Origin of the sequence: Christiangramia lutea (assembly GCF_022489035.1) — a bacterium.
GTDB lineage: Bacteria > Bacteroidota > Bacteroidia > Flavobacteriales > Flavobacteriaceae > Christiangramia > Christiangramia lutea.
The window spans coordinates 1,147,931-1,166,581 of sequence record NZ_JAKVTV010000001.1; the positions used below are offsets into that span (position 1 = coordinate 1,147,931).

Below are 18,651 nucleotides of genomic sequence, written 5' to 3' on the forward strand. Positions count from 1 at the left end.
CAGTTAATTATGGAGGTTTCCGAATTTTATCCCAAAGAAAAAAGTACGGGGTCTTGAAGGTCCATAGATGTAATCTGAATCCCGGGTAGGGCCGGAATCAAAGTCATCCTGATATTCATCGAACACATTCTGAACACCCGTACTTAGATTGATGTGGAAATTTTCAGTTATATCTATATGCTGACTTATTTTTAAGTTCATATCCCAGAAAGTGGGGGACTTTCTTAATTCTAATAATCCATTGCTGTTGATAACCCTCGGGATGGTCATTTTACCGGTATAAGTTCCGGTAAGGTCTACAGCAAATCCTTCAAAGGGGGAAGTATTTATATTTAAATAGCCGTAAAAATCTGGATTCCTTACAAATTCAGAAATAATAACATCTTCCTCATCCCCTGAGACTGCTTCGTACAATACCTGGTCTTCCTTATAAATAGATTGCTGGTAGGTTCCGCCTAACTGAAAGGTAAGGGCCGATGAAGGTGAAACCCCAATTTCAAAATTTGTTCCGGCCACATAGGCTCCGCTTCCATTTCTAACCTCCTTGACAATAGAGCCATTTGGTAAACTAGCCCCGGTACTTACTGTGGTGAAAGGATCATTAAGTTCAGTATAAAAACCTTCGAGAAGAAAATCTGTCTGCAACTTGTTGATGCTTTTAGAATAGTTCAGGGAAGCGGTATAGGCGTTGGAATATTCCGTCTCAAGATCTTCTGCCAGAATCACGAATTGCGGCTCTCCGCCAACCGATGAAATATGAAGGTCCTCGTTAAATGCCTGTGGAGCTCGAAATCCCCGCGCATAACCTCCTCTGAACTGTAATTCATCTGTAATATCAAAGAGGACGGTTAATCTGGGACTAAGAACTGTTTGTTTAATGTTAGAGTTTCTCTCTATATTTTCCACAGCATAAATTCCTGCTACATTTATATGGTCAAGTCTGGCACCAAGAAGAGCAGTGAAACTTTCCGCCGGTTTCCATTCATATTGGGCAAAAGCGGCATATGAATTTACCTTCTGATCTATGAATCTTTTATAACCAGAAATCACATCCTCGGTATTGCTATGGTTGAATTCAACTCCTGAAGTAAGCACATCTTTATTATCAAAGTTTCTGGTAAACTGAAATCCAGCCAGGGCAGCGAGGTCTTTTGTGTTTCCATAGGCATTGGATGCCAGTAAGCTATCCTGGGCCGTACGTCCTCCTCCAAGGCCGCCATAATAACTTTTTCGGTCTGTATGCTGTCCAGAAATATATACGGAGTAGTTATTTGTCATATCGACATTTGAAAGATCGTAGGTAAGACCGCCAATAAAAGTGTTGTGATCAAGCTGCTCTGTAATATCGGTAAGATGGGGAGGGAGTTCAAGTCGATCCCCACCCCTTCGGTATTCCTTTAAAGCCGTTAGGTCTAAACTGATCTTGCTGGTCTCATCTGGCTTTAAGAAAGCCTTTGCACCAAGCGTATTATTTGTTAGTTCGGTTATTTCGGTGAATCCATCGCCATTGGCATCATAAGCTGAACGGTCACGGTTCATTCCATAAATGGTCACTCCGCTATTAAGGTCTTCGGTGACTACAGATCCGGCGAAATTTAAGGTTCGGTCTGGAATTTCTCCATCTATCAGAGAAAGATTACTATTAATATTCCATGTATTGAGTACCGGTTCTTTTGTAATGATATTTACGGTGCCGGCAATAGCATTGGAACCAAACAATGCCGATCCTCCACTACGTACAACTTCTACTCGATCTAAAATGGAGGTTGGGATCTGTTCCAGTCCATAAACACTATTAAGCGCACTAAAAACAGCTCTGCTATTTATAAGAACCTGGGTGTAGCTTCCATCCAATCCATTCAGTCTTACCTGGGTGAAACCACAATTCTGGCAGTTTGTCTCAACTCTTACTCCGGGCTGAAAATTTAAGGTCTCAGCTACTGAAACCGATTGGGTTGCATTGAAGAGTTTGGAGTTCAGTACATTCACGACTACCGGTGCCTGTTTCAGGTTAATTCGATTCCGGGTGGCACTCACTACTACCTGGTCCAGTCCAAGGGCATCTTCTTCCAATTCTATAAAAAGTGTTTTATCTGAAAATTCCCTCAGATTTATGGAAATATCCCTGGTTTTATAGCCTATTGCCTGCACATGGATAGTTGTGCTCTGATCATTTATTTGAATACTGAATTCACCATTGATGTCTGCGCTAGTACCTTTATTGGTTCCATTTATCGAAATACTGGCAAAAGGAACCGGTCTTTCTCCATCGGTAACCTTTCCATTGATTTTCAAATTCTGGGCAGCTAAAGTGGAAGAGAGAATACATAATAAAATACCTAATATACCTTTCATCAATTAAATTTTATGCAAATCTATAAAATTAATTTAGGCTTATCTAAAAAATTGATTAATCAAATTAAAAAATGTATTTTTGGCTCAATTAAAAATGAATTATGTTCAGCTTATCTGAAGAAAATTATCTGAAAGCCATTTTTCACCTTGAAACTGCATATAAAAGCGGGGTTAGTACAAATGCACTTGCCGAGGAAATGCAGACCAAAGCTTCATCGGTAACCGATATGATAAAGCGACTTTCAGACAAGGACCTGGTGAATTACAAAAAATACCAGGGTGTAAAACTTAGCGAGGCCGGAAAAAATGCAGCTATTGAGGTAATAAGAAAGCACAGGCTTTGGGAAGTCTTTCTTGTAGAAAAGCTCGATTTTAATTGGGATGAGGTACATGAGGTAGCCGAACAATTAGAGCATATAAAATCTGAAAAGCTAACCAACGAATTGGATAAATTCCTTGAATATCCTAAACGTGATCCACATGGGGACCCTATTCCCGATGCACATGGAAATTTCTCGGTTGCCAATCGTGCACTTTTATCTGATCTCAAAAAAGGGGAAACAGGGATCTGTGTAGGAGTGAAAGATTCTTCAGTAGATTTTCTCCAGTATCTTGATAAGAATAAAATATCCTTGGGTAAGGAGATCGAAGTTCTGGAAAAAGAAGATTTTGACCAGTCGATGCTAATAAAAATAGAACAAGAAGAATTGAGGATATCCAATTTGATATCTGCCAACCTGTTTATTAAAACAATATAAAAATGGAATTAGTTTTAGATTATTTTGAAACTCTCGATCCTGTATACGCAGCTTTTTTAGCCACATTGTTTACCTGGGGACTTACTGCCCTTGGAGCTTCGCTGGTATTTGTGTTCAAAGGAATGAACCGGGCATTTTTTGATGGAATGCTTGGTTTCACTGGAGGAGTAATGGTTGCAGCTAGTTTCTGGAGTCTTTTGGCACCGGGAATTGAAATGAGCCCAGGGGAGGGTTTTGAAAAGACCATTCCGGCCCTTGTAGGTTTTGGCTTGGGTGCACTTTTCATCTTCGGACTTGATAAGGTACTACCACACCTCCATGTAAATTTCAAAATGAGTGAATCTGAAGGAATTAAAACGCCCTGGCATAAATCCATATTATTAACGCTGGCTATAACCTTGCACAATATCCCTGAAGGTCTTGCGGTTGGAGTACTTTTCGGCGGTGTCGCAGCCGGATTTGAAGGAGCGAGTATTGGTGGTGCAGTAGCATTGGCACTTGGAATAGGGCTGCAAAATTTTCCTGAAGGATTCGCGGTAGCCATGCCATTAAGAAGGCAGGGTCTTAGTAGATGGAAATGCTTCAATTACGGGCAATTATCTGCCATCGTAGAACCGGTTGCTGCCGTTCTAGGAGCCTGGGCTGTACTTACCTTTCAGCCAATTTTGCCATATGCACTTTGTTTTGCCGCTGGAGCCATGATCTTCGTTGTTGTTGAAGAGGTGGTTCCTGAAGCTCAGCAAGGTAATTTTACAGATATTTCTACAATGGGATTTATTGGAGGATTCATGGTAATGATGACCCTGGATGTTGGGCTGGGTTAAGATATTTTGCAACAATTGAAGATTAATGTCGTTTTTATAATAAAGACTTAAATGAAACTTTCTGTAATAATCCTGGCGCTTTTCCATGCGGTGTTTCTGGCAGACCAGGAACCTGTCTCATCTAAATATAGTATTCAATCCGAAACTCTTTGTGTAGGGGACAACCTGGAGTTTGGTGATTACAGTATTAAGTTTAAAAAGATAATTTCAGACTCAAGATGTCCTAAAGGCGTAACCTGTGTTTGGGCTGGGGAGGTAGAAGTCCTGGTAGAATTCTATGAGAACGGAAAGTTAAAGGGTAATAAAGTCATTACAGGTACCAATATAGAAATTGGAGGAAATGAGATCATTTCTGAAGCTGGGATTTCCCTGAAAGAATACTTTGGCGAAAAAAATCTCGGGATAACTAAAGTAGTAGTTTCTCCATACCCGGGAAAAAGGAAGATTTCCCCTGAAGAGTATAGTGTAAATTTAGGTGTTACCAGGACAATAGAGAATGATTAGTCACAGCCGCAGTCTGAAACTCCGCAAGAACCGGTTTTTTTCTTACCTCCTAAGAAAGAGGGTTTCCAAATAAATTTTGTAACCAGAAACCCGGTTGCAAACAAAAATGTGATAAAGACCAATATTTCCTGTAAAAGTTCCATAGTCATTAAGTCGTTCTTTATACTGTTCCTTACTATTCTATTTTAATAACTGAAAGGCTATAAGTGCTACTACATAAGCAAAGCCACTCATAATTACCAATTGTAAAATAGGCCATTTCCAAGTGTTGGTTTCCCGTTTTACAATGGCAAGGGTACTCATACATTGCATGGCGAAAGCATAAAATAACAACAGGCTCACTCCGCTCGCAAATGTAAATAAAGGCCCGCCGAGTACCGGATTGGTCTCCGCGGCCATCCTGTTTTTTATAGTTTCTTCCTCGTCACTTCCAACACTATAAATAGTGGCCAAGGTTCCTACGAAAACCTCCCTGGCGGCAAACGAACTAATAATCGCTATACCTATCTTCCAGTCATAACCCAAAGGAGCTACGGCAGGTTCAATTCCTTTACCCATAATTCCTATATAGGAATTCTTCAGTTTGAAAGATGCGATCTCTTCATCAAGTTCAGCCTGGCTAATATCACTTTCAGAATCATATTTGGAAGAAACTACTTCTCTGGCATTTTCAAAATCATCACCAGGACCATAACTAGCCAATACCCATAATATTACTGAAATTGCCAGAATAATCTTTCCTGCGCCAAAAACAAAGGATTTAGTCTTTTCGACCACGTTAATAGCCACATTCTTGATCATAGGTAACTTGTAATTAGGCATTTCAATTACAAAATAACTCTTGCTATTCGTTTTCATGATCTTATTAAGGATCCATGCTGAAAAGATTGCCATTCCAAAACCTAAAAGATACAGGATCATTAAAGTGAGCCCCTGCAGGTTGAACCCAATGAAATTACGGTCTGGGATCACCAAGGCGATAATAATAAGGTAAACAGGAAGTCTTGCAGAGCAGGTAGTAAAAGGAACTACGAGGATGGTTATAAGTCGTTCCTTCCAGTGTTCGATGTTTCGGCTCGCCATTACGGCAGGTATGGCACAAGCAGTTCCGGATACCAGTGGTACAACACTCTTTCCGCTAAGTCCGAAGCGCCTCATTATTCTATCCATAAGGAAAACAACCCGGCTCATATATCCAGATTCTTCCAAAATGGAAATGAACAGGAACAGGAAAGCGATCTGAGGTATAAAGATCACAATTCCACCTAATCCCGGAATTATTCCTTCCGCGATCAAATTGGTAAAAGATCCGGTGGGTAATGTATTTTTAGTCCATTCACTTAAAGATGCAAAAGTAGCGTCTATAAGATCCATGGGATAACTGGACCAGTTATAAATGGCCTGGAAGATTAATAATAAAATACCAAAGAAGATGACGTATCCCCATACTTTATGGGTTAATATTCTATCCAGTCTCGATCTAAGATCGGTCGCAGCATTTTTATCGATGGTCATGGTTTCCTTTAGAAGACCATTGATAAACTGATATCTTAAAATAGTTTCTTTTTGCTGAAGTCTTTTTAGGTCGCTTATAGATTTTGTGCTGAAATCTGAGGTTTTTTTCAGCTCTCCACGGTTGATATTACCAAAATTTACGTCCTGGGTAATTACCAGCCATAGTTTGTAAAGAGACTGATTTGGAAATGCTTTCCGAAGATTTCCGAAATATTCCGGATCTATAACCGAAGCATTTACGCAAGGTTCAATGGGAAGATGCCGGTAATTTAGAATTAACTCCTTCAAATAATCTATTCCCATCCTTTTGCGGGCACTCACCAGAGCGATCTTTGTCTTCAATCGTTCTTCAAGCAATTCCACGTCAAGACTAATTCCTTTGCGGTCCATCCGGTCTGCCATATTAATGGCAAGGATGGTAGGAATTCCCAGGTCTTTGATCTGTGTGAAAAGTAGAAGATTTCTTTTTAAATTTTCAACATCGCTAACTACGACGGCAACATCGGGATAGTCCTTATCGTTTTTGTTTAGCAATAATTCAATTACCACGTTTTCATCAAAGGACGAAGCATTTAGACTATAGGTGCCCGGAAGGTCCAGAATATGAGCTTTTAGCCCACGAGGAAGTTTACAGATCCCTTCCTTTTTTTCAACCGTAATTCCGGGATAGTTACCAACTTTCTGGTTGAGCCCGGTTAGTTGATTAAATACAGAAGTCTTACCGGTGTTGGGATTACCAATTAAAGCAACATTAATTTGCTTAGCCATATTAGCCTATTAATTCAATTTCTATTAAAAGAGCAGTTTCCTTTCTAATTGCCAGATGACTTCCGTTAATATTGAGATACATAGGATCCTGGAATGGCGCAGTTTGAACAAGCTCTACTTCGTTCCCAGGAAGGCAACCCATTTCAAGAAGCTTTAAAGGCACCATTTCTGCTGAGAATTCCTTGATGATCCCCCGCTGACCCCTTTTTAAATTAGCAACCGTCACCTTCACTTTTATTTAGATTGATTTTAAACAAGGCAAAAGTAATGGAATTTAGTCCAATACAAAAGTTAAAGGGGAAATTATTGGGTTTGCTCCTTTTTTAGAATTTCGAGGTCATGCATTAGGTCTTCAATGGCTTCAGGATCGGTGCCGTCGTAGAATCCGCGAATTTGCTTCTTTTTGTCTACCAGTACAAAGTTTTCGGTGTGGATCATATCATACTTACCCCCATCGCCGTTGGATTTCGTGGCGAGATATGACTTTCTGGCCAGGTCGTAGATCTGTTTCTTATCGCCTGTCACCAGGTTCCATTTTTCATCGATCACTCCTTTTTCTTCTGCATACTTTTTCAGTACGGGGACACTATCTGTTACAGGAAATACCGTGTGTGAAAGCAGGAGAACTTCATCGTCGTTCTTTATCTCTTCCTGGATCTCGATCATATGATCTGTCATAATAGGGCAGATGGTAAGGCAGGTTGTGAAAAAGAAGTCGGCGATATAGATCTTATCGTTGTAATAATCCTGGGTAATGGTATCTCCGTTTTGATTCACAAGTTCAAAATCGCTTATGGTATGATATTTACGAACATATTGTTTAGTAGAATCTACCAGTTCAGCATTAACCATATCTGGTTGATAAACGGGCAGTCGTTCTTCCGGTTTCAGTAAAGAATAGATAGATAAAATTATAATTACTGAAAGGATAAAGAAAACTATGGCAAAGGTTTTGTATCGTGCAAAAAACTTGAGCATAAGTTTTAAATTTCTGCAAAGTTAGAGCCTGTGGTTTAAATAGTCGAATTCTATTTGTGAATTTTTTACTGTTGGCAAATCACTTGACATTTAAACTTTTGTAGGAGCTTTTAAAAACTTACTTTTGTGCGATTTTAAATTTGAAGTTACTAGATGGATCCATTTTTAGTTAAAGCCATACAATTAATACTAAGCCTTTCTTTTCTAATTGTTTTACACGAGTTGGGACACTTTATCCCGGCAAAACTTTTCAAGACCAGGGTAGAGAAATTCTTTCTGTTTTTTGATGTGAAATTTGCCCTTTTCAAGAAAAAGATAGGTGATACAGTATACGGTATTGGATGGTTGCCCCTGGGAGGATATGTGAAGATATCCGGAATGATAGATGAGAGTATGGATAAGGAGCAGATGGCTCAACCGGCTAAAGATTGGGAATTCAGAAGCAAGCCAGCCTGGCAGCGACTTATTATTATGCTTGGAGGTGTTACGGTAAACCTTGTTCTTGGTTTTCTTATCTATATGATGATCATGTTCGTTTGGGGTACTGCTTATGTTGGGCCAGATGAAATGCCGGAAGGTTTTGCTGTTGTAGACTCATTCAAGGAATATGGTTTTGAAGATGGAGATAAGATCCTTCAGGTGAACGGAAAGGATTTCGAGAATAGCCTGGATATCAATAAACACTTGTTTATGCGAGATGTTCAGAATATCACCGTTCTGCACGAGAATGGAAAAGAAGAGACCATTACGATACCAGAGGAAATAGGAACTTCGATGTTTGAACAGGGGATCATGCAACCTTTTGTTCCTATTAATCAGCCTGTACTGGATACGGTAGTTGCTGAAATGGCCGCCGCAAAAGCCGGTCTTAAAAAAGGTGACAGTATCATTTCACTGAATGATCAGGAAATTGGGTATTGGCACGAGATCGCTCCTGTTTCTATTGAAAATAAACAGAAACAGATAGAGGTTGTTTATAAGCGAGACGGGAAGATTCTTAGCACAATGGTAAAACCTGACGATGACGGGAAACTGGGGATTGCACCAAGAACCGATATTGAAATTAAGAGAAAAAGTTATGGTTTCGTGGAAAGCATAAGCAAAGGATTCGATTATGGATACTGGACGCTTCGGGACTATGTTTATCAGTTCAAATATGTATTTACAAAAAAGGGAGCTTCTCAGTTAGGCGGATTTGGCGCAATTGGCGGACTTTTTCCTGATACCTGGAACTGGGCTGGTTTCTGGCATACTACAGCTTTGCTTTCTATCATCCTTGCATTTATGAATATTCTCCCAATACCTGCTCTGGATGGAGGACATGTAATGTTCCTGTTATACGAGATGGTAACCGGTAGAAAACCGAATGATAAGTTCATGGAAGTAGCACAAATGGTTGGATTCTTCATCCTTATTGCCCTTGTGCTTTATGCGAATGGAAATGACATTTATCGCTGGTTATTCGAATAGATATTTCAGATAAGACTTCCAAAAGCGGTACTATGGTACCGCTTTTTTTATATCCGGATGCATATTCAGGTCAATTCGAAAATAATTTTCTCTCTCGCAAACGTCTAAAATATTGATATTCTGACAGCTTCAAAAAACTATAAAAAATCTTCTAAAAAAAATCGAAAAAATCTTTTGACGGCATTTAAAAATTGATTTATATTTGCAACCGCTTACAAAGCAAAACACTCCTCCTTAGCTCAGTTGGTTAGAGCATCTGACTGTTAATCAGAGGGTCCTTGGTTCGAGCCCAAGAGGAGGAGCTTCAAATCCCTTACCATTCGGTAAGGGATTTTTTTATTTCATTTACAGAAGAAATTTCATGGATCGAACTGGGAATTCCATTCACTTATCCTTTATTTTTTACTTGAGTATTAGGTTCTTCGGTTCCAAGCTTAATTTTAATTTAATATATAATTGATAATAAGGTTAAGCTTATAAGGTTTATTTGTGCTCATTAAGATGCACACTTAAAATCGTATAAGTTTTTGTCGACTTGATTATAATTGTGTGTAGGGCCGTCTTTTGGGACGGCTCTTTTTTACTTCTATTTCCACCTGATTATTACCGAAGTCTTAACCTGAAGGAAACATTAAGTTAACGTTGAAATCGTTTCTTTGCCGCCGACAAAAACTTGAAAATACGATTTTAATGAAAAATGCAATCTACCTTGTAATTGCGTGCTTTTTTACGGCCCTTAATCTTCAATCACAGGAAATTAGTGATACAAAATTCGGTAAGGGATTAATCAATTTTACTTCTAAGGATAGTTCTTTTAGCGTTAAGTTTGCTCCCAGGATGCAATTTAGATCCTATACTTCATGGGATTATGATGGTGAGAATTATGAGGATCCTGAACAATCATTTCTTATTAGAAGAGCCAGGTTAAAATTTGACGGTTGGGCGCTTACTCCAAAACTTAAATATAAGATCGAGCTTGGGTTATCCAGCAACGATATTGGAGGAGGAAGTGTTTATACCGGAAATGCACCTAGATATATTCTCGATGCCGTGCTAAAATGGAACTTTTACGAGAATTTTGAATTATGGGCGGGTCAAACCAAGTTACCTGGAAATATCGAACGTGTTATTTCTTCCGGAAACCTTCAGTTCATAGACCGTTCTATTTTAAATAGCCGATTCAATATAGACCGTGATATTGGAATCCAGCTTCACCATAAAATAAACCTTGGTGAAAATTTCGTAATTAAGGAAAAATTCGCCCTTTCTCAGGGAGAAGGTAGAAATGTGAATGTTGGAAATATTGGCGGACTGCAATATACCGGAAGACTCGAATTTTTGCCTTTTGGGGAATTTATAAAAAAAGGTGACTATATTCAGGCCGATTTAGAAAGAGAACCCAGACCAAAATTGATGGTTGGTGCGGTTTACGATTTTAATGATGATGCGGTAAAGACCAGAAGTAACCTTGGTTCCTATATGCTTCTTGAAAATGGAGAATTCTATAGAACCGACATTTCAACCATATTTGTGGATGCTATGCTCAAATATCGCGGTTTTTCAGTGATGGCCGAGTATGCAAATCGTGATGCCGATGAACCTTTGGCAATGGTTCAGGGTGAAACCGAAAATTCAGAATATGTTGTTCTGGTTGGAAATGGTTTAAATGTGCAGGCATCGTATCTGTTCAAGAACAATTATGAGATCGCTGGGAGATATTCCAGGAATAATTATGAAGAAGTTACAGGAGTCTTAGATCCCGAGCAGTACACTTTAGGGATATCAAAGTATATTGTGGGTCATAAATTAAAAATTCAGTCAGATGTTGTTTATTCAACATTAAATGATTTGAATGACAACATTATATGGCGAGCTGGATTTGATTTTCATTTCTAAAATTAACAATTAGGTAACAGTAAATCCGGAATTAGGTTGGATACTTGCACCGCTTTTTAAACAAGATAAAATGGAAAATATTTATTTGTTGATGTTAGTAGCATTAGTGGTTCTGGCCATCGCCGATTTGGTGGTTGGAGTTAGTAATGATGCTGTAAACTTTTTGAACTCGGCAATTGGTTCGAAAGCGATCTCTTTTAAAACAATCATGATCGTCGCCAGTTTGGGTATCTTTTTCGGTGCTGTTTTTTCCAGCGGAATGATGGAAGTTGCCCGAAAAGGTATATTTATGCCGGGCCAATTCTACTTCGATGAGATCATGATCATATTTATGGCTGTCATGATCACAGATATTCTCCTCCTGGATTTCTTTAATACGCTAGGGATGCCAACGTCCACAACTGTATCTATAGTATTCGAATTACTTGGGGCTGCAGTGGTAATGGCACTTATTAAGATAAGCAGTTCAGATACGCAAACCCTTTCTAATTTGGCTGGGTACATAAATACAGATAAAGCTACTGAGATCATTTCAGGTATATTCCTGTCAGTGGTGATCGCCTTTACCATTGGTGCTTTAGTTCAGTGGTTATCCAGGCTTGTATTCTCTTTTGAATATGAGAAAAAGATTAAGAATTTCGGTGCTATTTTTGGAGGAATCTGTTTAACTGCCATTGGTTATTTTATTTTCTTCAAGGGATTAAAAGGAACTCCGTATTACGACAGTTTTAAAGATGTTCTGGCCAGCCAGTGGATGATCGTTGTAGGGGTAAGTTTTGTATTCTGGACCTTGTTCTCCTGGTTATACATGAAGATATTTAAGAGAAGTATTCTGATTATCGTAATTGCTATTGGAACATTCGGTCTTGCGCTTGCATTCTCTGGAAATGACCTGGTGAACTTTATTGGAGTGCCAATGGCTGCATATCATTCATACGAAGCATGGGCTGCGTCGGGACAGGCTGCTTCTACTTTTTCTATGGAGGTGTTAAGAACCAAAGTGCCTGCTGAACCAATCTTACTGTTTATCTCTGGAGGTATCATGGTACTTACCTTATGGTTCTCAAAAAAGGCTAGAAGCGTTGCCGATACTGAAATTGGACTTTCAAGACAGGGTCATGGTAGCGAGAAATTTAACCCGAATATACTCTCCAGAGCACTGGTTACCGGAAGTACAAAGCTTTCTGATACTTTAAAGAATATCATGCCGCATAAGGCTAAAAAGAAGATCAGCAAAAGTTTTGAAAAACCTGATGATATCCTGGTTGGTGATAAGGCTGAAGAGCAACCTGCATTCGATATGATAAGAGCCGCGATCAATCTTACCGTTGCTGGTGTTCTTATCTCTATAGCAACTTCCTATAAATTACCTTTATCTACTACCTATGTAACCTTCATGGTTGCTATGGGTACTTCTCTTGCAGATAAAGCCTGGGGTAGAGAAAGTGCAGTGTATAGAGTAGCCGGGGTGCTTAATGTTATTGGAGGATGGTTCTTCACTGCATTTAGTGCATTCACTGCTGCGGGAATTTTAACCTATATAATATTCCTTGGAAAAGGTGTTGCCATTGCAATATTGTTGATTTTGGCAATAGGTCTTCTTGTAAGGAATTATATTTCTCATAAGAAAAAGACCGACGCGAAAGCTGATACTTCAGGGCTTAAAAAGTCTGAAAGTAAAACCGTACAGGGGATCATCCAGGAAAGTGCTGATAATATTTCTAACGTGGTTTCAAGATCCAATAAGATCTATTCAGATGTTTTAACCGGTTTATCGAAACAGGATAAAAAGAAACTTAAGAAAAGTAAGAAAGGTGTAGATAAACTGGATGCCGAGATCGAAGAATTGAGAGATCATATTTTCTTCTTTATCAAAAAACTTGATGAAACCAGCGTTAGGGGAAGTAGTTTCTATATTACTATTCTTGGATACTTAACCGATATTGCTCAATCTCTGGAGTATATCTCAAAAAAGAGTTATAAGCATGTGAATAACAATCATAAGCCTTTAAGATATAATCAGATCACAGATCTTAAGGAGATAGATGACAATCTAAGCGAATTGCTGAGTAGGATCAACGATATATTTACGGAAAGGAAATTCGACGAGATGAAATCTATTGTAGACTCTAAAGAGCGTTACCTACAGAGTTTGGATGAGAAGATAGAGAAGCAGGTTTCCAGGACAAGGACCGAAGAATCAAGTCCAAAGAATACAACTTTGTATTTCAATATACTGGTAGAAACAAAGGACCTTATGAAGGCTATTATGAATCTTATGGAAGAATATAGCAACAGTTATAAGAAAGTCTAAGAAACCCTTGAAATTCATGAAAAGCCACTTTAGAAATAAAGTGGCTTTTTTTATAGACTTAATTTAAAAGGAAGTTTTCGGGGAAAGAAACACTGCCGGTCATCACAGGCCTGGTAACTAAGTTCTCCCTTAAGGATTTTGGGAGTATTTTCTATGCCTACCTCTAGGATCACCGTAAAATCACTGCTTATTACCTTATGAATGTTCTCGCCGAAAATAACGGTGTCATAACTTTTAATCACAAAGTATTTTTTAATAATATGCTTGCTTTCAGGTAAATGAAAGTTTATCGAGGTGGGTATAATATTGTCTGGTACTTCATCTTCGGCCTGAATATGAAAACCCGGTTTAACCAGGAACCTGAGTTCTATATGAAGTTTATCATCTTTACTTTCAATTATAGTTCTCTCGGGCAAAAAGGCAACGAATTCCTTTTGTGGCAGGAATATCAAAAAGGTTAGAAGAATAAAATGATACTTATAACAACTCATCAAGTTTTTTCTTAACTGCGATAAGCTCAGCGTCAAAATTCTTTGAATCCAGCAAAGACATGAACTGGATTTTACCTTCTTTGTCTATAATAATATTTGAGGCCAACATTACCTCATCCCGGGATAGGTCTGGTAAAATATTTTTTGGTGCGAAACTGCCGGCTACCTCACCATCTGGATCGAGCAATATAGGAAAACTGAGGCCATGCCTATCTTTGAGTTTTTCTTCTACTAGTTCTTTAGGTTCTTTTACATCAATTATAATTACTTCTACACCTTTGGCTTTATAATTCTGGTAAAGCTTCTCTAAATATGGTGCTTCAGCATTGCAGAAGGGACACCAGGTGGTTGCAATATGGATCACCAGTATTTTATCGTTATAATCGGTAAGATTAACGGTTTTACCATCCAGACTCAGTAGACTGAAATCTGGTGCTTCTTTTTTGTAGTCAATTTCAGATGTTTTGTTACCACTTAAAGATTTTTGAGCAAGTAAATCCTGGCTAAAACTGAAAATTGTCAACAAGAAAAAAGAGACAAGAAAGACAGATGATCTTAGGGAATTATTTGTCTTCATGATTTTATTTTTAATTTTTTGATTGATCTGAAATACAGATATTTACAAAATTAATCCAAATATACCTGACTTCGAAACTTACTAGGAAAAGCCTTGGAAAATCAATATTTTGAAAACTTTAAGAAATGTAAGTAGCCTACAGTCAAAAAGTATAATAAAAAAGTATTTCATCTATTATTAATATCATTTGGTAGAAAAGATTGAGAAATCTTTTTTAGGTAGTCCTTATAAACATATTTTCGCGCCGCCCCAAAATCTATTACGACTAGCCTATTATATCGTAAATAGAAATGACATTATTAAAAAACGTATTCTCAGAATACAGATTTGCCCCAACACTTTTTAATGGCCGTTTTATCGGTAAAATTATTAAGTCAGTTTTTTTTGTAATACTTTTCCTATGTTTTTCGGCTTGTAATCCGGTTGCATTGGTAAACCCCGACACTTACGGAGATAAATGGGATAACACCTATTTATGGTTCAAACCCGGAGAGATGAATACCATCTATATCTCTGATACTGCCGATCCAGCTTCTGCTGAGCCAATTCCAAATGATAGTGAGTTCCTTATTGAGTGGAACAAAAAGGATAAGGTGTACGACCTTAAGGTGACTTCTTATTACACAGATATCGACTTTGCCTGGTTTACCGGCTATGATGCCGAGAGTTCTTCTGAAGAAATTCCATGGGTGAAAGATGGGAATACCATCGAACTTCAAAGCGATAAGCTACTTGCTCCAACAGATGGAGATATGTACCAGATCTCGATTTCAGACGATCTGGAAAACTAGATTTGTCTGGTTTTCTGCTGGCTTTAATTTTACGTAAATTATACCACTAAAAGTATGATTTACACATTGCAGAATATAGACCTGGAAGTAGTGAAAGGCGATATTTCAGATCAGCCTGACCTTGATGCCGTCGTGAATGCTGCTAATGCTCAACTGGCGCCTGGAGGAGGAGTTGCAGGTGCAATTCATAAGAAAGCTGGTCCAGACCTTTTCCAGGAATGTACCGAACTTGCACCAATAAAGCCTGGTGAGGCCGTAATCACCAAAGCTTATAAATTACCTAATAGAAATGTGGTTCATTGTTTAGGACCTGTTTACGGTAAGGATATACCAGAGGAAGAATATCTGGCTTCCTGTTATAAAAATTCGCTTCTACTCGCAGAAAGGCATAAACTTTCTTCATTAGGTTTTCCGGCTATTTCTACTGGTATCTTCGGTTATCCACCGGAGCTCGCCGTTGAGGTAGTATTTAAAACAGTTTTAGCAGAATTGCCCAAACTGGAACATCTTAAAAAGATTAAATTTGTTTTATTCAGCGATGAAGATCTCCGGCTTTACCAGGATAAGCTGAAGAAAATAAGTTTAGGCTAACCAACCAGGAATTTCATGAACAAATTTTCAGCAACCTATACAGATCTGTACCAGATTTCGATGGCTCAGGTCTATTTCAAAAAGGGGCAAAAAGATCATCAGGCTATATTTGACTATTATTTTCGAAAACTGCCTTATAGGGGAGGTTATGCCATTTTTGCGGGACTGGAAGATCTACTGGAAGAGATCTCAAAACTAAGTTTTAATGAGACAGATCTAGAATTTCTCCGGAAGCAGGGATTTGAAGACGATTTCCTGGAATATCTAAAGGATTTTAAATTCCACGGAAATATAAATTCTGTGCAGGAAGGTGATTTTGTATTTCCCACCCGTCCTATTCTGCAGGTAGAAGGAAATCTTATTGAAGCACAGCTTGTTGAAACTATCCTGTTGAATCTACTAAATTTTCAAACCCTTATCGCGACCAAGGCGAGTAGAATCAGGTATGTCGCTGGAGAGTCTACTTTGCTGGATTTTGGTTTAAGGCGTGCTCAGGCAACAGGAGGTTTTTACGCTTCACGTGCGGCTGTGGTAGGAGGATTTGATGGAACCAGCAATGTACTTGCTGGAAAGAAATTTGATATTCCTGTTTCGGGAACCATGGCGCATTCTTTTGTTCAAAGTTATGATGAGGAACTGGAGGCTTTCAGGGATTTTGCTGAAGGCAGGCCTAATGCTTGTGTTCTTCTGGTAGATACATATAATACCTTGAAAAGTGGCCTTCCGAATGCGATCAAGGTAGCTAAAGAAATGGAAAAGCGTGGACAGCGTTTACTGGCCATAAGACTGGATAGTGGTGACCTTTCTTATTTTGCTAGGGAAAGCCGAAAATTACTGGACGAAGCCGGGCTTGATTATGTGAAGATTGCAGCATCCAATCAACTGGACGAGCACATCATTAAAAGTTTGAAAGAACAGCAGGCCCCGATTGATATTTTTGGAGTGGGAACAAACCTGGTCACCGGTGATCCGGAGGGTGCTCTGGATGGAGTGTATAAATTGTCAAGCTCGAATGGAAAACCCAGAATAAAAATCTCAGAGAGTATCGTTAAAATAACGCTTCCACATAAAAAGCAGGTGTTCAGGATCAAAGATGAAAATGGGATGTGTGTTGGAGCTGATGCTATTGGATTGCATAGTGAAGAAAGTATCCCTGAAATGATTCATCCTTTCGAGCCTTATAAGTCTATGAGACTGGATAGTTTTCAACAGGAGCCTCTGCTGAAGACGGTCATGGAGAATGGGGTGATGCAAATTGAAAAAAGAAGTCTGAAAGAGATTGCTGAATACAGTATTTCCAGGCTTGCTGAGCTTCCCAAAGAATATAAGCGATTCAATAATCCGCATATTTATAAAGTAGGTATCAGCGAGAAGTTAAGAGATGAGAGGGAAAAACTAATTACGGCTTCCAAAAATAAACTGAAATGAATGCACTTATAATCATAGATGTACAGAATGATTTTATGCCTGGTGGTGCTCTTGCAGTTCCGCAGGGCGATGAGATCGTTCCTTTGATCAATGATCTTCAGGAGAATTTTGATCTGGTGGTCGCAACTCAGGACTGGCATCCTGGAGAACATGCAAGTTTTGCCAGTTCTCATAAAGGTTCCGAAGAATTTGAAGTAATTAAACTGGAAGGGTTGGATCAGGTCTTATGGCCTGAGCATTGCATTCAGAATACCAAAGGAGCAGAATTTCATCCCGATTTGAAAACTGCCAGAATAGAAGCCATTTTTAGAAAAGGAACTAATAAAAAGATAGATAGTTATAGCGGATTCTATGATAATGCCCACCTGAAATCTACCGGGTTAGCAGGTTATTTGAAAGAAAAGAACGTGAAGAACTTGTTTTTTGCCGGACTGGCGGCTGAATATTGTGTTCATTTTTCGGTCATCGATGCCATCGGCGAAGGTTTTAATACGGTATTGATCGAGGATGCTACAAAAGCACTGCAAGTTGAAGATTTTGAAAAATCGAAATTAGAAATCTTGAGGAAAGGAGGACAAATCATTAAATCTCAAGATCTGAAATTTAATTAATTCAGGTAAACGATGTATCCCAGGTTGAACCAAAGAACGAAGTCGTTAAATTTATTCTGAGGTCCCTGAACATCGAGTCCTTCAATACTATCTGAATTGTAATAAATAGCTCGTGCCTCTAACTGAAGGTCATTATGTCTACCCAGGCGATAGCGTAAACCGGCAATTCCTTGTATGGAGAAGGTATTGTCTGGTTCCAGGAAAAGTCCATCTTCAAAAGTTTCAAAAAGTACCTTGGGGCTATCCAGCGGCCCAAGTTCAGAATAGGCATCAGGCCTGAAATGAACATAATTTGCACCTAAACCTATAAAAGGGGCAAAACGAACGGCGAAATCCCGAGCTTCCTTAATGCCGAAAATATGGTATTCCAGGGTTAATCCTCCCTGGTATAATTCTGTATTACCATGCATAGCTCTAAGTTGTCTTCCTCCTTCGGTATTCTTGGAAGCAACCGGACCATAATGTTCCAGTTTAGACCGTAAATAATCTATTTCTGCTCTAATTCTAAAGTGCTTTTGAAAGAATAGTTTGGTTGGCTTACAGTTGCAATAAGGCTTATAAGCGAAATTAACATAATACACCAGGCCAACTCCAAAACCTTCATTTTCAAGGTTGTTCTGCACATTCCAGCGCTCACCATAATCGGTAAAAAAGCCTGCGGGACCTGTGATTGCGCCTAATTCGTGGGAAATATACAGCTGGCCGTAAGTCTTGCCAGACCATAGCGAGAGAACAAGCAGAAAAAATAAGATTGCTCTAGGTTTAATCATTGGGATTGAC

The 18,651-nt window shown here is 38.9% G+C and carries 17 protein-coding genes and 1 tRNA gene; 11 read left to right on the forward strand and 7 right to left on the reverse strand.

All coding sequences use genetic code 11. The features are described from left to right. Positions 1 to 3: 3 nt before the first annotated feature. The gene (locus ML462_RS05260) at positions 4 to 2,355 is read right to left on the reverse strand and encodes a TonB-dependent receptor (protein WP_240712701.1); all 2,352 of its coding nucleotides are present in this window, start codon (positions 2,353 to 2,355) and stop codon (positions 4 to 6) included. A gap of 101 nt (positions 2,356 to 2,456) precedes the next feature. On the opposite strand from ML462_RS05260, the gene ML462_RS05265 reads away from it, so the two are divergent. Genes ML462_RS05265 through ML462_RS05275 form a run of 3 tightly spaced genes read left to right on the forward strand, consistent with a single transcriptional unit; the run spans position 2,457 to position 4,441 of the window. Beyond that, positions 2,457 to 3,113, forward strand: a complete 657-nt coding sequence (locus tag ML462_RS05265; protein ID WP_240712702.1) for a metal-dependent transcriptional regulator — start codon at positions 2,457 to 2,459, stop codon at positions 3,111 to 3,113. 2 nt (positions 3,114 to 3,115) lie between these two features. After that, a complete protein-coding gene (locus ML462_RS05270) occupies positions 3,116 to 3,937 on the forward strand; it encodes a ZIP family metal transporter (RefSeq protein WP_240712703.1) in 822 nt (273 codons plus the stop codon). Between the two features lie 51 nt (positions 3,938 to 3,988). Beyond that, a complete protein-coding gene (locus tag ML462_RS05275; RefSeq protein ID WP_240712704.1) occupies positions 3,989 to 4,441 on the forward strand; it encodes a hypothetical protein in 453 nt (150 codons plus the stop codon). A gap of 180 nt (positions 4,442 to 4,621) precedes the next feature. On the opposite strand, the gene feoB is transcribed toward ML462_RS05275, so the two are convergent. The 3 genes from feoB to ML462_RS05290 all read right to left on the reverse strand — a co-directional run bounded on the left by feoB (position 4,622) and on the right by ML462_RS05290 (position 7,702). Further along, positions 4,622 to 6,724, reverse strand: a complete 2,103-nt coding sequence (feoB, locus tag ML462_RS05280) for a ferrous iron transport protein B (RefSeq protein ID WP_240712705.1) — start codon at positions 6,722 to 6,724, stop codon at positions 4,622 to 4,624. 1 nt (position 6,725) lies between these two features. Then, on the reverse strand, positions 6,726 to 6,956 hold the full coding sequence (locus ML462_RS05285) for a FeoA domain-containing protein (RefSeq protein ID WP_162431054.1): 231 nt from the start codon (positions 6,954 to 6,956) through the stop codon (positions 6,726 to 6,728). Between the two features lie 71 nt (positions 6,957 to 7,027). Beyond that, the gene (locus ML462_RS05290) at positions 7,028 to 7,702 is read right to left on the reverse strand and encodes an SCO family protein (RefSeq protein WP_240712706.1); all 675 of its coding nucleotides are present in this window, start codon (positions 7,700 to 7,702) and stop codon (positions 7,028 to 7,030) included. Between the two features lie 153 nt (positions 7,703 to 7,855). On the opposite strand from ML462_RS05290, the gene rseP reads away from it, so the two are divergent. From rseP to ML462_RS05310, 4 genes are all read left to right on the forward strand, one after another. After that, positions 7,856 to 9,172, forward strand: a complete 1,317-nt coding sequence (gene rseP / locus ML462_RS05295; RefSeq protein ID WP_240712707.1) for an RIP metalloprotease RseP — start codon at positions 7,856 to 7,858, stop codon at positions 9,170 to 9,172. Between the two features lie 228 nt (positions 9,173 to 9,400). Next, a tRNA-Asn gene (locus tag ML462_RS05300) sits at positions 9,401 to 9,474 on the forward strand. A 388-nt stretch (positions 9,475 to 9,862) separates the two neighbouring features. After that, positions 9,863 to 11,068, forward strand: a complete 1,206-nt coding sequence (locus tag ML462_RS05305; protein WP_240712708.1) for a porin — start codon at positions 9,863 to 9,865, stop codon at positions 11,066 to 11,068. A gap of 70 nt (positions 11,069 to 11,138) precedes the next feature. Then, positions 11,139 to 13,382, forward strand: coding sequence for an inorganic phosphate transporter (locus ML462_RS05310; protein WP_240712709.1), 2,244 nt, complete (start codon positions 11,139 to 11,141; stop codon positions 13,380 to 13,382). Between the two features lie 50 nt (positions 13,383 to 13,432). Here the strand turns inward: ML462_RS05310 and ML462_RS05315 are convergent, their stop codons facing one another. Further along, a complete protein-coding gene (locus ML462_RS05315) occupies positions 13,433 to 13,873 on the reverse strand; it encodes a hypothetical protein (RefSeq protein ID WP_240712710.1) in 441 nt (146 codons plus the stop codon). Then, positions 13,860 to 14,450: a peroxiredoxin family protein gene (locus tag ML462_RS05320; protein WP_240712711.1), complete on the reverse strand. Its 591-nt coding sequence runs from the start codon at positions 14,448 to 14,450 to the stop codon at positions 13,860 to 13,862. The genes ML462_RS05315 and ML462_RS05320 overlap by 14 nt, the downstream gene beginning before the upstream one ends. A gap of 290 nt (positions 14,451 to 14,740) precedes the next feature. On the opposite strand from ML462_RS05320, the gene ML462_RS05325 reads away from it, so the two are divergent. Genes ML462_RS05325 through pncA form a run of 4 tightly spaced genes read left to right on the forward strand, consistent with a single transcriptional unit; the run spans position 14,741 to position 17,871 of the window. Beyond that, positions 14,741 to 15,241 (forward strand): hypothetical protein, encoded by a 501-nt coding sequence (locus ML462_RS05325; RefSeq protein ID WP_240712712.1) that lies wholly within the window; start codon positions 14,741 to 14,743, stop codon positions 15,239 to 15,241. A gap of 54 nt (positions 15,242 to 15,295) precedes the next feature. Beyond that, a complete protein-coding gene (locus tag ML462_RS05330; RefSeq protein ID WP_240712713.1) occupies positions 15,296 to 15,832 on the forward strand; it encodes a macro domain-containing protein in 537 nt (178 codons plus the stop codon). A 15-nt stretch (positions 15,833 to 15,847) separates the two neighbouring features. After that, complete coding sequence (locus ML462_RS05335) at positions 15,848 to 17,260, forward strand: nicotinate phosphoribosyltransferase (protein WP_240712714.1); 1,413 nt, start codon at positions 15,848 to 15,850, stop codon at positions 17,258 to 17,260. After that, positions 17,257 to 17,871, forward strand: a complete 615-nt coding sequence (pncA, locus tag ML462_RS05340; RefSeq protein WP_240712715.1) for a bifunctional nicotinamidase/pyrazinamidase — start codon at positions 17,257 to 17,259, stop codon at positions 17,869 to 17,871. Before ML462_RS05335 ends, pncA begins: the two co-directional genes overlap by 4 nt. Here pncA and ML462_RS05345 read toward each other — a convergent pair. Then, entirely contained in the window at positions 17,868 to 18,641 is a 774-nt protein-coding gene (locus ML462_RS05345) for a THC0290_0291 family protein (protein WP_240712716.1), read from the reverse strand. The genes pncA and ML462_RS05345 overlap by 4 nt on opposite strands. Positions 18,642 to 18,651 lie beyond the last annotated feature (10 nt).

What these genes read in the sequence shown, in the direction of transcription:
- feoB (WP_240712705.1), bottom strand. Translation starts at nt 6,724, where the DNA reads ATGGCTAAGCAAATTAATGTTGCTTTAATTGGTAATCCCAACACCGGT.
- pncA (WP_240712715.1), top strand. Translation starts at nt 17,257, where the DNA reads ATGAATGCACTTATAATCATAGATGTACAGAATGATTTTATGCCTGGT.
- ML462_RS05265 (WP_240712702.1), top strand. Translation starts at nt 2,457, where the DNA reads ATGTTCAGCTTATCTGAAGAAAATTATCTGAAAGCCATTTTTCACCTT.
- ML462_RS05345 (WP_240712716.1), bottom strand. Translation starts at nt 18,641, where the DNA reads ATGATTAAACCTAGAGCAATCTTATTTTTTCTGCTTGTTCTCTCGCTA.
- ML462_RS05320 (WP_240712711.1), bottom strand. Translation starts at nt 14,450, where the DNA reads ATGAAGACAAATAATTCCCTAAGATCATCTGTCTTTCTTGTCTCTTTT.
- ML462_RS05325 (WP_240712712.1), top strand. Translation starts at nt 14,741, where the DNA reads ATGACATTATTAAAAAACGTATTCTCAGAATACAGATTTGCCCCAACA.
- ML462_RS05310 (WP_240712709.1), top strand. Translation starts at nt 11,139, where the DNA reads ATGGAAAATATTTATTTGTTGATGTTAGTAGCATTAGTGGTTCTGGCC.
- ML462_RS05290 (WP_240712706.1), bottom strand. Translation starts at nt 7,702, where the DNA reads ATGCTCAAGTTTTTTGCACGATACAAAACCTTTGCCATAGTTTTCTTT.
- rseP (WP_240712707.1), top strand. Translation starts at nt 7,856, where the DNA reads ATGGATCCATTTTTAGTTAAAGCCATACAATTAATACTAAGCCTTTCT.
- ML462_RS05275 (WP_240712704.1), top strand. Translation starts at nt 3,989, where the DNA reads ATGAAACTTTCTGTAATAATCCTGGCGCTTTTCCATGCGGTGTTTCTG.
- ML462_RS05315 (WP_240712710.1), bottom strand. Translation starts at nt 13,873, where the DNA reads ATGAGTTGTTATAAGTATCATTTTATTCTTCTAACCTTTTTGATATTC.
- ML462_RS05270 (WP_240712703.1), top strand. Translation starts at nt 3,116, where the DNA reads ATGGAATTAGTTTTAGATTATTTTGAAACTCTCGATCCTGTATACGCA.
- ML462_RS05305 (WP_240712708.1), top strand. Translation starts at nt 9,863, where the DNA reads ATGAAAAATGCAATCTACCTTGTAATTGCGTGCTTTTTTACGGCCCTT.
- ML462_RS05335 (WP_240712714.1), top strand. Translation starts at nt 15,848, where the DNA reads ATGAACAAATTTTCAGCAACCTATACAGATCTGTACCAGATTTCGATG.
- ML462_RS05260 (WP_240712701.1), bottom strand. Translation starts at nt 2,355, where the DNA reads ATGAAAGGTATATTAGGTATTTTATTATGTATTCTCTCTTCCACTTTA.
- ML462_RS05330 (WP_240712713.1), top strand. Translation starts at nt 15,296, where the DNA reads ATGATTTACACATTGCAGAATATAGACCTGGAAGTAGTGAAAGGCGAT.